This window comes from Acidovorax benzenivorans, assembly GCF_028680575.1.
Classification (GTDB): domain Bacteria; phylum Pseudomonadota; class Gammaproteobacteria; order Burkholderiales; family Burkholderiaceae_C; genus Acidovorax; species Acidovorax benzenivorans.
Genome location: NZ_JAPCKI010000031.1, coordinates 1 through 13,727, shown reverse-complemented (window position 1 = coordinate 13,727; position 13,727 = coordinate 1). Strand labels below are relative to the sequence as shown.

Sequence of the window (13,727 nt, the reverse complement as noted above, 5' to 3'; positions counted from 1 at the left end):
CTTGGTGGCGAATTGCGAAGCATCGGCTTCGTCAGCCTGGGCACCAAAGGAAGCGAAAGCGGCGACAGCGGCGATAGACAGGAAACGTGCGGTGTTGTTCATGATGAAAATCCTTGAAGTTAAAAAAGCGTCTCAAAAAAACCGGAGCAAAGAGCCAAAAACAAAGAAAGCTGCTTCAGACCGGGTTCGGTGAGTCGCCTTGCGGGTTCGGCTCATCGATGGGTTGAACTGTACGCCGATGGGGTACAGAGAAAAACCACCGGGTCGCGAACTAACTGTTCCAGTATTGGAAACAATAGAGGTGCGATGAGGCCAAGTCCATTGGACGAGGGTGTCTGTGCAGCCTGAGACGGGTCCCCGGTGATGGATAACCCGGATACGGATTCAGAACGGTGAGGACGCGGCGGGCCGCTGTCTCGCAGGCCCGTGAAGGGGCATGCCGCGCGTGGTCAGCGAGTCGGCTTTTCGCGAAACTGCCTGCAAGGTGGTTGCATGTGGGGGTGTTCCGCGTCCAGGAAAGCGGACCATAGGTGGGCCGCCAATGTTTTGAGGCCCTTGGCGCATGCTGATTTCTTTCTGTCCCGCCGCAAATGTTCGGAATGGCTGCCGCCAACCGGCGCTCAGCGCACGACCGGTGTGTCTGGCAACTCGTTGGCGGATGAGGAATCAGCGGTGCGCGGAAAGTGCTGTGCCAACAGGGCGCCGACTGCGTCCACGGCCTGCGCCAGTCCGTCTTCGTAGCGGCCTTGCTGAAACCGGGCCGACATCTGCGCCGCCATCTCCTTCCATACAGCGGGGGGGACATGCCGTGCCAAGCCCCGGTCGGCAACGATTTCGAACGCATGCTCCGGCATCAGCAGGTAGATCAGCACGCCGTTGTTGTGCGCGGTGTCCCACACGCGGTGTTTGCTGAACAACATCAGCGCGCGTTCGCGGGCCTTGGCGTGGCGGCGCAGGTAGCTCCAGGGAAGCCCTTTTTCCACCACGATGCGTATCTGTCCGGTGTGTTGCAACTCGCTGGCCGCGACGTGCGCGCCGAGGCGTTGTAGCGCTGGCGCCGGGATGGCGGAACGGCCAAAGGCGTCATGCCAGCGGTGGCGGACCAGCCGCCATATGGCGCGCCAAAGCGTCTGCGCTGCTTGTTCGCTGTTCTCAACACCCATCACCAGTCTCCCGATGCGCCGCCGCCGCCAAAATCGCCACCGCCGCCTGAGCTGAAGCCGCCGCCGCCACCGCTGCTGCTGAAACCGCCCGAACTGCCGCTGCTCCAGCCCCCAGAGCCTCTCCTGCCATGCCCCAGGTTGATGGGGCCGCTGCTGCCGCCAAAAAGCCAGGTGTAGAGCAGCGCGATGACGCCCGCGCCCACCGACAGCAGCAGGCTGGAGGTGAACACAAATGCCAGGGCACCTACACCGCCGCCCACCGCCAGTCCGCCCAGCGCGGCACCCAGGATGCTGCGGGCTAGGGGGCCGGCCACCATGACGCCAAAAAACAGGAAGATGGCAAAGTCCGTCCAGTCGAACAGACCGTGACTCGCGCCCCCATTGGCTGCGGTTGGTGCAGTCGGGGGCGGCGCGGGCAGGGCCTCGCCAGCAATGCGCGCGCCGATCTGTGTGACCGCACCACGGAGGCCCCCGGCAAAGTCGCCTTGCTGAAACCGGGGCTTCATCGCGCTGTCAATGATGCGTGCTGCAGCGATGTCGGGGATGGCGCCTTCTAAAGACTTGGCAACCTCGATGCGCATCTTGCGGTCGTTTTTGGCCACCACCACCAGGACACCGTCTCCCACATCGCGGCGTCCGATCTTCCACTGGTTGCCGACACGGTTGGCATAGGCGGCGATGTCTTCGGGGGCGGTGGTGGGCACCATCAGGACGACCACTTGAGAGCCGTGGGCTTTTTCGAGGGCGACCAGCTGGCCCTCCAGCGCCTGGGTGTCTGTGGCGGTGAGCGTGCCGGTCTGATCGATGACGTGGCCCGTGAGGGTGGGCACGGCCAGCGGTTGCGACTGGGCCCAGCCCAGCATGGGTAAGAACGCTATGAATAATATAGCTGTCAGGGCATATCTAATAAGCGCTAGCAGCATATTTGGCTCGTATCAACCCGTGGGGACGTTCAGGGCTTGGCCTTGGATGCGGAGAAGTCCACCGTGGGGGGAACGGAAATCTGGGCCTCGTTGGCCACCGTAAAGCTGGGCTTGGGGGCGTAGCTGAAGGCCATGGCCGTCAGGTTGGTGGGGAAGCTGCGTGCCAGCACGTTGTACTCCTGCACGGTCTGGATATAGCGGTTGCGGGCCACGGTGATGCGGTTTTCGGTACCCTCCAGCGTGACCCGCAGGTCACGAAAGCCCTGGTTGGCCTGCAAGGTGGGGTAGCGCTCGGACACGACCATCAGGCGCGAGAGGGCGCTGGACAACTCGCCCTGGGCCTGTTGGAACTTGCTGAAAGCCTCGGGGTTGTTCAGCGTCTCGGGCGTGACCTGGATCGCGGTGGCCTTGGCGCGGGCCTCGACCACCTTGGTCAGCGTTTCTTGTTCAAAGTTGGCTTCACCCTTCACGGTGGCGACGATGTTGGGCACCAGGTCGGCACGGCGCTGGTACTGGTTGAGCACCTCGCTCCAGGCGGCCTTGGACTGCTCGTCCAGGCGCTGGAAGTCGTTGTAGCCACAGCCGCCCAGGGCGAGAGTGGCGGCGAGCAAGGTGAGGAGGGCAAGAAGACGTTGGATCATCATGATGGTGGAGTCCGCCGATGGAGAAATGGGACGACTGTGCCAGAAACCGTGGCGCGCAAGGCCGCAAAGTTGCATGGTGGGTGCGCTGCGGTGGGCACATGTCCAGAGCGCGTACACAATCAGTGCGCTGCAAGGCTTTGCGCCGCCACCGCACAATAGCAGGCTGGCGTTGCTGCTGTCACGCCATTCCAATCAACTTCCTTCCTGAATCACCATGCCCCGCGCCCGATCAAGAGCAGTCACCCTGGGTGGCTCTTCGGATGAAACCGAATCTGCGTTCTACGAAGCGCTGCAACGCGGCGACATCGACCTGCTGATGTCTTGCTGGGCGGAGGACGACGACATCATCTGCGTGCACCCCGGTGGGCCGCGCCTGTTGGGGGCGGTGGCTATCCGCACGGCGTTCGAGGCCATGTTTTCCCACGGCACGGTGCGTGCCCGGCCAGCGCAGGTGCATCGTGTCGTGGCGCTGTCGAGTGCCGTGCACAGCGTGGTCGAGCAGGTCGAGGTGATGCTGCCCGACGGCCTGCACCAGGCCGTGGTCATGGCCACCAACGTGTACCACAAGACCCCCGAAGGCTGGCGAATGGTGGCCCACCACGCCAGCCCGGGCGTGGCGCCAGATGCCCAGGTGGACATAGCGCAGCGCCCGGTGTTGCACTAGGCCGTCCATGGATATTGATGGTCTTTTTGGCTGTATGCGCTTACAGCATATGCGCTAACAGCTATGAAATACATAGCGCCTCGCTGGCTCCCCGGTGGCCAGCTGCAAACGATCTGGCCCGCGCTCTACGCACGCCGGGCGTTCGGCCCCCGTCCCGAGTACCGCCGTGAGCGCTGGGACACACCCGACGGCGATTTTGTCGATGTGGACTTTCTGCAAGACGGTGTGGTGGCTGACGCTCCCCGGCCGCTGCTGGTGGTGTTTCATGGGCTGGAGGGCTCGTCGCGCAGTCACTACTGCGAAGCCTTTGCCGACCTGGCCCGCGAACGCGGCTGGGCCTGCGCGCTGCCGCACTTTCGCGGTTGCAGCGGGGAGATCAACCGCGCCCCGCGCGCCTACCACTCGGGCGACCACGCCGAGATCGGCTGGATGTTGCAGCGACTGCGCGCACGCCACCAGGGGCCGCTGATGGCGGTAGGGGTGTCACTGGGCGGCAACGCCCTGCTGCGCTGGGCGGCCGAAGTGGGCACTGACGCTGCACGCAACGCCGACGCAGTGGCGGCCGTGTGCTCGCCCATTGACCTGGCGGCGGGCGGCCACGCCATTGGGCGCGGATTCAACCGGCTGGTGTACACCCGCATGTTCATGCGCACCCTGGTGCCCAAGGCGCTGCAAAAGCTGGCCCAGCACCCGGGTTTGATTGACCGGGAGGCGCTGTTGGCGGCGCGGGATCTGTACGCGTTTGATAACGTGTTCACCGCGCCGGTCCACGGGTTTCGCAACACCGAGGACTACTGGCTGCGCGCGTCGGCCAAGCCGCTGCTGCACCGCATCCGCATCCCGGCGTTGGTGGTGAACGCGCGCAATGACCCCTTTGTGCCTGCAGGCAGCTTGCCTGGCGTGCGCGAGGTGGGGCGCCATGTCACGCTCTGGCAGCCATTGCACGGCGGGCATGTGGGTTTTCCGCGCGGATTGCCGCCGGGGCATGTGCGCGCCATGCCCGACGCTGTGGGAGGGTGGCTGGTCGAACACAGCGGGGCGCCGCGACAGCACGGCGCACAATCCGCCCATGGATGACATCGTCAAACAGGCACTGGCCAAATGGCCCAACGTGCCCGACTGCTATGGCTGGCTGGGCCTGGACGCGCGTGGCCGCTGGTATTTGCGCGACGACGCGACACAGGCGGTGGGTGGGTTTCCGCACAGCAAAGGGTCGCTGCTGCAGCATGACAAGCTCATTGCTTTCATTGCGCGCAACTATGAGCATGACGCCCAGGGGCAGTGGTTCTTTCAGAACGGCCCCCAGCGCGTGTATGTGGAGCTGGAGGCCGCGCCCTGGGTGTGGCGTCTGCAGCCCCATGACTTGCGCGCGGTCAGCCACACCGGCCGTGAGGCCTCGGTGCGCCACTGCCTGCTGGACGAGCTGGGCCGTGTGTACCTGGACACGGACCTGGGGTTGGGCCTGGTGCACACGCTTGATGTGGCCCTGGCCGCAGACGCGGTGACAGACGGACGCTGGACGCCGGAGGACGTGAAGGCGCAGGACCTGCCGATCCGCTATGGGTATGTTTGCAGCCCGCGCGCCCGGTGGGAAGCTGGGGCGCAGCAGCATCCCTGAGGGCCCTGCCCAGAAGGACTTCGCCCGCCCCTCCAGCGCCCGAGTTGTGGTGCTTCACTACCGTTCTAGTGAGTTCATCAGGCACAAAAAAGCCGGTCGCAAGGACCGGCTTTCTGGGTGGGCATGCCACACCGACCGCCTTCACGCCACAAGAGCGCGCGGGGGGGGGGCAGGGCCGTATTACTTGGCTGCCGCTGCCATGAACTCCACAGCGGCACGCAGATCAGCGTCAGAGGCTTGCGAACCGCCACGGGGAGGCATGGCGCCCTTGCCCTTGGCGACGCTGGTGTACAGCGCGTCGATACCTGCTGGCAGGCGAGTCGCCCACGCGGCCTTGTCACCAAACTTGGGAGCACCGGCCACGCCTGCAGCGTGACAAACCTGGCAAGCCTGCTTGTACAGGGCTTCGCCAGCGCCCGCAGAGGCTGCTGCAGGCGCGGCAGCAGTCACAGGGGCTGCAGCGGGTGCAGGAGCAGGAGCGGCGGCCGGGGCTGCGTCCGCCTGCGCGGCAGGTGCTGCCGTCGCTGCGGGAGCAGCAGGCTCGGCGAACTTGGCGCCGCCAGCATTGGCCATGTAGGCTACGGCGCGGGCGATTTCGGTGTCGTTGAAGTCGCCGCCACCCTGTGGTGCCATGGCGCCCTTGCCCTTCAGGGCCGATTGCACCAGAGCTTCAAACCCGGTACCGATGCGCGCGGCCCAGGCAGCTGCATCCGCAAACTTGGGGGCACCTGCCGCACCGGAGGCATGGCAGGCCGAGCACTGGGCCTTGAACACGTCTTCGCCGCTCTTGAGAGGGCGGTTGGCATCACGCACTTCGACCATGCCGATCTTCTGGATGCGTTCTGCGATGGCTTTTTCGGGGTTGACTGCACCGGCAGCGGGTTTGTCCGCCGACGTCACATACAGGACCAAGCCAATGATGGCAAAGATCGGAATCACAAACGAGAAAAGTACCGCGACCAGCAACTGCTTGGGGTTCTTGATCGGGCCGGTATGGGCTTCTTCGTGGTGGTTGTCGCTCATGTCGTCCTCAGGTGTATCGGGGGCTTCGGTGTAATCAACCTTAAATTATATCTGCGGGGATGGTTATTCCCATCCCTGCTTGATGCAGACACCCACGGGTTTGCCCCAGAGCGGGCGCAGCGCCCAAGGGGCTGCGCCCGCTCCAAGGCGCGCGCTCAGGAGGGCGCCTGGGCGGTGGTGTCAGGCGCACCGCCTCCCAATGCCTTGTACAGCGATACCTGGTTTTGCAACTGGGTGAGTCGCACCTGCACCACAGCCTGCTGGGCCGTGAACAGCGAGCGCTGTGCGTCCAGCAGGTCCAGATAACTGGCCACGCCGTTGCGGTAGCGCAGGTCGGCCAGCTGCAGGCGCGCAGCTTCTGCCTGGGCCTGCTGTTGCTGGGCCTGGGCCTGTTCGCCCAGGGTGGCTTGTCCGGCCAGCGCGTCTGAGACTTCGCGGAAGGCAGTCTGGATGGCTTTTTCGTATTGCGCCACAGCGATCTCCCGGCCGACCCGGGCGCTGTCCAGGTTGGCCTGGTTGCGGCCTGCGTCAAAAATGGGCAGCAGGAGCGACGGCGCGATGGTGAAGCCCCAGGAGCCGTTCTTGAACAGGCCCGACAGTTCGCCACTGGCCGTGCCTGCCTGCGCCGTCAGCGAGATGCGCGGGAAGAACGCTGCCCGCGCAGCACCGATGTTGGCGTTGGCCCCGATCAGTTGCTGCTCCGCCTGGCGGATGTCCGGTCGGCGGGTGAGCAGCTCAGACGGCACGCCCGCTGGCAAGGGGGTCATCGCAGGCGCGTCGGCCAGCTTGCCACCCGCCAGGCTGGTGCGCACATCCTGGGGTAGCGCCTGGCCCAGCAGCAGGACCAGCGCGTTCTCGTCGAGCGCGCGCTGGCGCTGCTGCTGGGCCAGCGTGGCGCGGGCCGATTGGGTGAGTGACTCGGCCTGGCGGAAGTCCAGTTCGGACGCCACGCCCGCATCCAGGCGCATTTTCGTCAGGCGGACCGATTCCTCGCGCGATGCGAGGGTTTGGCGCGACAGGTCCAGCAGCTCTTCGTCGGCCAGCAGGGTCAGCCAGCCGTTGGCCACGGACGCCACCAGACTGACCTGGGCGGCGTTGTGGCCTTCTTCGGTGGCGAGGTACTGGGCCAGCGCCTGTTCCTTGAGGCTCGCAATGCGGCCAAAGAAGTCGATCTCCCAGGCGGATACGGCCAGGCCCACGCTGAACGAGTTGGTCAAGTTGCCCGTGCCAGTGGCGGGTGCCCGGCTGGCATTGGCAGACAGACCGACGCCAGGGTACAGGTCAGCCCGGCGCACTTGGTAGGTGGCCCGCGCCTGCTCGATATTGAGCATGGCCACACGCAGGTCGCGGTTGTTGGCCAGCGCAATGTCGATGAGCTGCTGCAGGCGTGGCTCGGCAAAATAGTTCTGCCAGGGCACAGTGGCTCCCGGCTGTGCAGCTGCGCTGTCAGTCGTTGCTGCACCGCTGGCGTAGGCCGCAGGGACCGGTGCCTGTGGGCGCTCGTAAGTAGGGATGAACGAGCAGCCAGTCAGCAGCGCGGCCGCTGTGGCCGCTGCCAGCGCGATGGAGGTGCGGCGGTGTTTAGTCATGGGTTCCAACTCCTGCTTCTTCTGCATGGCGGCGGTTCATTTCCTGCTGGCGTGCGCTGCCTTTGAACAGGCTGCGCACCACCACAAAGAACACGGGCACAAAGAACACGGCCAAGGCGGTGCCCGTGACCATGCCACCCAGCACACCGGTGCCGATGGCCCGCTGGCTGGCCGAGCCCGCGCCCGACGCGACGACCAGCGGCAGCACGCCGAGGCCGAACGCCATCGAGGTCATCACGATGGGACGGAATCGCAGATGCGCGGCGGCCAGCGCCGATTCGATCACGCCCTTGCCCTGGGCCTGCAGGTCCTTGGCAAACTCGATGATCAAGATGGCGTTTTTCGCCGACAGGCCAATGATGGTGATCAGGCCCACCTGGAAGTAGACGTCATTGGCATAGCCGCGCAGCAGTGTGGCCAGTAGCACACCCAGCACGCCCAGGGGCACCACCAGGATCACGGCCAGCGGGATCGACCAGCTTTCGTACAGCGCGGCCAGGCACAGGAACACCGCCAGGATCGCAAAGCTGTACAGGATGAGCGATTGCGAGCCTGCCAGTTTTTCTTCGCGCGACTGGCCGGTCCACTCAAACCCGAAGCCCTGGGGCAGTTGCCCTGCGAGCTTCTCCATCTCGGCCATCGCGGCGCCCGTGCTGTAACCAGGCGCGGGCGAGCCCGAGATGCGCATGGCGGGGTAGCCGTTGTAGCGCACGGTTTGCTGCGCGCCGGTCACCCAGCGCGTGGTGGCAAAGGCAGACAGTGGCACCGGTTTGCCCTGGCTGTTGGTGGCGTTGATCTGCAGCAGATCATCAGGCTGCATGCGCGCAGGCGCGTCGGCTTGCACCACCACCCGCTGCAGGCGGCCCTGGTTCGGGAAGTCGTTCACATAGCTGGAGCCCAGCGCCGTGGACAGCGCGGAGTTGATCGCGTCAAAGGGCACACCCAGCGCGTTGGCCTTGTCACGGTCAATGTCGATTTGCAGCTGTGGAGCGTCTTCCAGGCCATCGGGGCGCAGCTGGGTCAGCACCTTGCTCTGCGACGCCATGCCCAGCAACTGGTTGCGCGCCTTCACCAGGGCTTCGTGGCCCGCGCCGCCGCGGTCCTGCAGGCGGAACGTGAAGCCGCTGGCGTTGCCCAGCTCAGGAATGGGCGGCGGGCTCAACGGGAAGATGAACGCATCGCGGATGCCCATCAGCCCACCAAAGGCGCGGTTGGCCACGTCCTGTGCCGACTGACCGGGGCCATGGCGTTCGCTCCAATCCTTGAGGGTCACGAACGCGAGGGCGGCGTTTTGCCCCTGGCCGGAGAAGCTGAAGCCCAGCACGCCCACCATGCTTTGCACTTCGGGCTGCTTGAGGATGAAGCCTTCGACCTGCTCCATCACGGCCAGCGTACGCTCCTGCGTGGCGCCAGGTGGCAATTGCACGTTGACGATGATGTTGCCCTGGTCTTCGCTGGGCAGGAACGAGGTGGGCAGGCGCATGTAGACCACGGCAACGGCGCCAATGATGGCTGCGTAGATCACCAGGTAACGCGCGGCGCGCCGCAGCATGCGGGCCACAAAGCCTTCATAGCCTTTGGCAGTGCGCGAAAAGCCGCGATTGAACCAACCAAAGAAGCCAGTCTTCTCGTGGTGATGCCCCGCCTCGACCGGCTTGAGCAGGGTGGCGCACAGTGCCGGTGTGAGCGACAGGGCCATGAAGGCTGAGAAGCCAATGGAGGCCACCATCACCGCCGAAAACTGGCGGTAGATGTTGCCCGTGGAGCCTGCAAAAAATGCCAGCGGCACGAACACAGAGATCAGCACCACCGTCACGCCAATGATGGCGCCCGAGATCTGGCGCATGGCCTTGCGCGTGGCTTCCAGCGGTGACAGGCCTTCTTCGCTCATGATGCGCTCAACGTTCTCCACCACCACGATGGCGTCGTCCACCACGATACCGATCACCAGCACCATGCCAAACATGGTCAGCACGTTGATCGAGAACCCCAGAGCCAGCAGCGTGGCAAACGTGCCCAGCAGGGCAATGGGCACCACGATGGTCGGGATGATGGTGTAGCGCCAGTTCTGCAGGAACAGGAACATCACCAGGAACACCAGTACCACGGCCTCGACCAGTGTCTCGGCGACCTGCTTGATGGAGATGTCCACAAAGCGTGAGCTGTCGTACGGAATGCTCCAGCTCATGCCTTCGGGGAAGTAGCGTGACAGCTCATCCATCTTCGCGCGCACGTCTTTGGCGGCCTCCAGTGCATTGCCGCTGGGCGACAGCTGCACGCCGATACCAACGGCGGGCTTGCCATTCAAGCGCGCGGCGGTGGCATAGGCCTGGCCGCCCAGCTCCACGCGCGCCACATCCTTGATGCGCACGGTGGAGCCATCGGTGTTGGCGCGCAGCACGATGTTGCCGAACTGCTCGACGCTGGACAGTTGCCCATTGACCACCACGGTGGCTGCAATGCCCTGGCCCGCGACATTGGGCAGATCGCCAATGGTGCCGCTGGCCACCTGCGCGTTCTGGGCGCGGATGGCGGCGGTGATCTCTGCTGCCGACAGGTTGTAGCTCACCATCTTGGCCGGGTCGATCCAGATGCGCATGGCGCGCTCGGTGCCAAACAGCTGCGCCTGGCCAATGCCTTTGAGGCGTTGCAGTTCAGGCACCACATTGCGCGAGGCATAGTCGCCCAAGGCCACGGTGTCGGTGGCCGGGTTGCTGGACGACAGCATGGTGAACAGCAGGAAGTTGGAGCGCGATTTGTCCACGCGCACACCCTGCTGCGTCACGGCAGAAGGCAGACGTGGCGTGGCCCGCGAGAGCCGGTTCTGCACGTCCACCTGCGCCAGATCCGCGTTGGTGCCGGGCTGGAAGCTCAGCGTGATGCTGCCTGAGCCATCGGCTTGCGCCACTGATTCCATGTAGATCAGCCCTGGCGAGCCGTTCATTTCGCGTTCGATCACCGACAGCACGCTGTCTTCGAGTGTTTGCGCCGACGCGCCGGGGTAGGCCGCGTTGATGACGATGGACGGTGGCGCCACCGGCGGGTACTGGGCAATGGGTAGCTGCGTGATGGCCACGCCGCCCATCACCATGATGAACAGCGCAATCACCCACGCAAAGATGGGGCGGTCAATGAAAAATTTGGCCATGCTGGAGTGCCCCTTATGGCTTGGATGCGGCCGACGCAGGCGCTGCTGCCGCCGCCGCTGGTGCGCCTGGCGCTTGCCATGGCACAGGTTTTACGGGCGTGCCGGGGGGCAACATCTGCAGTTTCTGGAAGCCGTCCACCATCACCTTTTCTCCCGCCTTCAGTCCGTCCAGCACCACCCAGCGGTTGTTTTGTGCGGCATTGATCTTGACGGTGCGTTGCGACACCTTGCCGTCCTCGCCGACCACGCTGACCGTATCGCCCTGCTGTGTGCGTGTGACCGCCTGCTGGGGCAGGGTGATGGCGTTGCTGGCCTGTGCCTGTTCAATCCGCACGCGCAGATACAGACCGGGCAGCAGTTCGCCCTTGGGATTGGGCACCTCTGCGCGCAGGGTGACCTGGCCGGTGGTGGAGTCCACCGACAAGTCCGTGAACAACAGCTTTCCTGTTTGCGCGTATTCAGATCCATCGCTGAGCACCAGCTTGACGCTGGCCGCCTGGCCGCCGCCTGCGCGCTTGAATTGCCCGCTTTCCATGGCGCGGCGCAGTTGGAAGACGTCACCGGCCGATTGGGTGAAGTTCACGTACACCGGGTCGATCTGCTGCACCACAGCCAGCGCGGTCGCTTCGCCCTGGCCGACCAGGGCGCCTTCGGTGACCAGCGCGCGGCCAATACGGCCGGAGATCGGTGAGGTCACGCTGGCATAGCTGAGGTTGATGTCGGCGGTACGCACGGCGGCCTTGGCGGCAGCCACGTCGGCCTGGGCTTGTTTTTCGGCCGCCTCGGCGTTCACAAAGTCCTGCTTGCTGATGGCATTGGCTGCTACCAGGGGGCGATAGCGTTCTGCTTGGGCGCTGGCCTGTGCGAGATTTGCTTGTGCTTTAGCCAGGCTGGCGCGCGCGCTCTCTGCGGAAGCAGCGTAGGGTGCGGGATCAATGCGGAACAGCACCTGCCCGGCCTTGACGTCGCTACCTTCCTTGAACACTCGCTGCTGCAGGATGCCTGCGGCCCGTGCGCGCACCTGGGCCACCCGAGATGCCTCGACACGGCCTGGCAGTTCGGTGACCAGCCCCACATCCCCTGGGGTGGCCGTGACGACCCCCACTTCGACCGGAGGGGGCTTGGGGCCGCTTGCGCCAGCGGCCTGTCCATCGGCCTTGCCGCATGCGGACACAAGCAATACCGCTGCGCTGATAGCAGCCAGCGAAAGCACTCGTCGGGTGGTGGCGGCACGCAAGTGCGGGGTGCCGGATGTATCACGCAGTTGGGGCATGAGAGTCCTTTGGATGTGCGTCAGAAAAACGAGATGTCAGAAAAAATGCGGGTCCAGAGCGCTTTGCGCAATGCCCCGACAGTTTGATCAGAAATTATACATACAGACATGAATGTATAATTGTTGATAGCTGCGGATGCCCCTTGGTGGTTGTAGGGGTTTTGGAGACTCAACAAGGTATTCGACTATGGCGCGCCGAACAAAAGAAGATGCAATCGCGACCCGCAATGGGTTGATTGATGCGGCCGAGTTGGTGTTTCGGGAGAAGGGGGTGTCCCGCGCGTCTCTGAGTGACATTGCCCAGGCTGCAGGGGCGACCCGTGGTGCAATCTACTGGCACTTCAAAGACAAGGTGGATCTGTTTGGCGCCATGATGGATCGAGTCACGCTGCCGCTGGAGCAGGGTTTTGCCAGTTTTGAAGACAGCACTTGTGTTGATCCGGTGCAGCGGCTCCGGGCGGTCATGGCGCTGGTATTGCACAGCGTTGCCTCGGATGAGCACACCCGAAGGGTGTTCGAGATTGCACTGTACAAAGTAGAGTACGTGAGCGAGCTGATGGGCTTGCGCGAGCGCCATGTAGCGGCTTCCGAAGGGTTTACGCAGCAGCTAGCGCGCGACTTTGGCCTGGCTGCCGAGTCGCAGGGGGTGGCGCTGTCGATGTCGGCCATGGAGGCGGCCATCAGTCTGCATGCCCTTTTCGATGGCCTGATCCGCAACTGGATACTGAACGATGGGGGGTTTGATCTCGTTCGTGTGGGTGGCGCCAGCACCGACGCATTTTTACGTGGAGTGGGGTTGTTGCTGGGTGATTCAAAGATGTCAGTAGCGTCCTGCGGCGCCTGAGTGCAAGGGCTTTGTTTGGTGGGATGCTTGTCGCGTGCAATAATTGAAGGCTGCATCGGTCAGAGGTATGCGGCTGTAGCTCAGTGGATAGAGTATTGGCCTCCGAAGCCAAGGGTCGTGGGTTCGATCCCCGCCAGCCGCACCAGCGATATGTGCAGCAGCGAACGCCGCCAGCGTTTGCGATGAGTGCCAAATGCGTTTAATTTTTAGATGCGCAAAAATTTGGTGCTATAATTCGAAATTCTCCGGAGGGGTGCCCGAGTGGCTAAAGGGGGCAGACTGTAAATCTGTTGGCTTACGCCTACACTGGTTCGAATCCAGTCCCCTCCACCAGTGAGTGAGCAGTGTTGAGAGTGATGCTTGACTTTGTGATTGCAAAGTCGGGTTCGCAAAGGCCGGTGGTCTGCGCGGGAGTAGTTCAATGGTAGAACCCTAGCCTTCCAAGCTAATGACGCGGGTTCGATTCCCGTCTCCCGCTCCATTGTTTGTTGTGCTGGTTTGTTGAGTAGAGATTTTTGGTGTTGCGCAAGCGGTGCCAATTGCCCATGTGGCTCAGTGGTAGAGCACTCCCTTGGTAAGGGAGAGGTCGCGGGTCCGATTCCCGCCATGGGCACCACTTTCTGGTGCGTCCGGTTCTGGTTGCGCCGAGATCCTGTTGTGTTGATATAGATTTTTTTCGGAGTCGGAAAAATGGCAAAAGGAAAATTCGAGCGTACCAAGCCCCACGTCAACGTGGGCACGATCGGTCACGTGGACCATGGCAAGACGACCCTGACGGCAGCCATCGCTACCGTGCTGTCCGCCAAGTTCGGCGGCGAAGCCAAGGCCTACGACCAGA

General features: G+C 63.8%; 12 protein-coding genes, 4 tRNA genes and 1 pseudogene. 9 read left to right on the top strand and 8 right to left on the bottom strand.

The features are described from left to right. The 4 genes and pseudogenes from OIN59_RS25105 to OIN59_RS25090 all read right to left on the bottom strand — a co-directional run. Window positions 1-102: pseudogene (locus OIN59_RS25105) on the bottom strand (DUF4148 domain-containing protein); the annotation flags it as partial. 518 nt (window positions 103-620) lie between these two features. Next, entirely contained in the window at window positions 621-1,163 is a 543-nt protein-coding gene (locus OIN59_RS25100; RefSeq protein WP_274114906.1) for a TPM domain-containing protein, read from the bottom strand. After that, window positions 1,163-2,086, bottom strand: a complete 924-nt coding sequence (locus OIN59_RS25095; protein WP_274114905.1) for a TPM domain-containing protein — start codon at window positions 2,084-2,086, stop codon at window positions 1,163-1,165. The genes OIN59_RS25100 and OIN59_RS25095 overlap by 1 nt, the downstream gene beginning before the upstream one ends. Window positions 2,087-2,115: 29 nt before the next feature. Further along, entirely contained in the window at window positions 2,116-2,727 is a 612-nt protein-coding gene (locus OIN59_RS25090) for a LemA family protein (protein WP_274114908.1), read from the bottom strand. Between the two features lie 217 nt (window positions 2,728-2,944). On the opposite strand from OIN59_RS25090, the gene OIN59_RS25085 reads away from it, so the two are divergent. The 3 genes from OIN59_RS25085 (at window position 2,945) to OIN59_RS25075 (ending at window position 5,012) form a co-directional block, all read left to right on the top strand. After that, complete coding sequence (locus OIN59_RS25085) at window positions 2,945-3,394, top strand: YybH family protein (protein ID WP_274114903.1); 450 nt, start codon at window positions 2,945-2,947, stop codon at window positions 3,392-3,394. Between the two features lie 63 nt (window positions 3,395-3,457). After that, window positions 3,458-4,471 (top strand): YheT family hydrolase, encoded by a 1,014-nt coding sequence (locus OIN59_RS25080; RefSeq protein ID WP_274114901.1) that lies wholly within the window; start codon window positions 3,458-3,460, stop codon window positions 4,469-4,471. After that, window positions 4,464-5,012 carry a DUF2946 family protein gene (locus OIN59_RS25075; RefSeq protein WP_274114899.1) on the top strand — a complete coding sequence of 183 codons (549 nt, stop codon included), beginning with the start codon at window positions 4,464-4,466 and terminating at the stop codon, window positions 5,010-5,012. Before OIN59_RS25080 ends, OIN59_RS25075 begins: the two co-directional genes overlap by 8 nt. A 180-nt stretch (window positions 5,013-5,192) precedes the next feature. Here OIN59_RS25075 and OIN59_RS25070 read toward each other — a convergent pair whose 3' ends face one another. From OIN59_RS25070 to OIN59_RS25055, 4 genes are all read right to left on the bottom strand, one after another. Next, a complete protein-coding gene (locus OIN59_RS25070; RefSeq protein ID WP_274114897.1) occupies window positions 5,193-6,035 on the bottom strand; it encodes a c-type cytochrome in 843 nt (280 codons plus the stop codon). A gap of 155 nt (window positions 6,036-6,190) precedes the next feature. Next, window positions 6,191-7,624: an efflux transporter outer membrane subunit gene (locus OIN59_RS25065; protein ID WP_274114895.1), complete on the bottom strand. Its 1,434-nt coding sequence runs from the start codon at window positions 7,622-7,624 to the stop codon at window positions 6,191-6,193. Continuing rightward, a complete protein-coding gene (locus tag OIN59_RS25060; RefSeq protein WP_274114893.1) occupies window positions 7,617-10,772 on the bottom strand; it encodes an efflux RND transporter permease subunit in 3,156 nt (1,051 codons plus the stop codon). The genes OIN59_RS25065 and OIN59_RS25060 overlap by 8 nt, the downstream gene beginning before the upstream one ends. A gap of 13 nt (window positions 10,773-10,785) precedes the next feature. Next, window positions 10,786-12,045, bottom strand: a complete 1,260-nt coding sequence (locus OIN59_RS25055) for an efflux RND transporter periplasmic adaptor subunit (protein WP_274114891.1) — start codon at window positions 12,043-12,045, stop codon at window positions 10,786-10,788. A gap of 187 nt (window positions 12,046-12,232) precedes the next feature. Here OIN59_RS25055 and OIN59_RS25050 point away from each other — a divergent pair, with 187 nt between their 5' ends. From OIN59_RS25050 to OIN59_RS25025, 6 genes are all read left to right on the top strand, one after another. Then, complete coding sequence (locus OIN59_RS25050; protein WP_274114889.1) at window positions 12,233-12,889, top strand: TetR family transcriptional regulator; 657 nt, start codon at window positions 12,233-12,235, stop codon at window positions 12,887-12,889. 69 nt (window positions 12,890-12,958) lie between these two features. Next, window positions 12,959-13,034 (top strand) — tRNA-Arg (locus tag OIN59_RS25045). A 102-nt stretch (window positions 13,035-13,136) separates the two neighbouring features. After that, window positions 13,137-13,222 (top strand) — tRNA-Tyr (locus OIN59_RS25040). A 74-nt stretch (window positions 13,223-13,296) separates the two neighbouring features. Next, window positions 13,297-13,370: transfer RNA gene (locus OIN59_RS25035), tRNA-Gly, on the top strand. 60 nt (window positions 13,371-13,430) lie between these two features. Continuing rightward, window positions 13,431-13,505, top strand: a tRNA-Thr gene (locus OIN59_RS25030). A 74-nt stretch (window positions 13,506-13,579) separates the two neighbouring features. After that, the coding region (locus tag OIN59_RS25025; protein ID WP_274107136.1) for a GTP-binding protein at window positions 13,580-13,727 on the top strand (148 nt) is incomplete at its 3' end.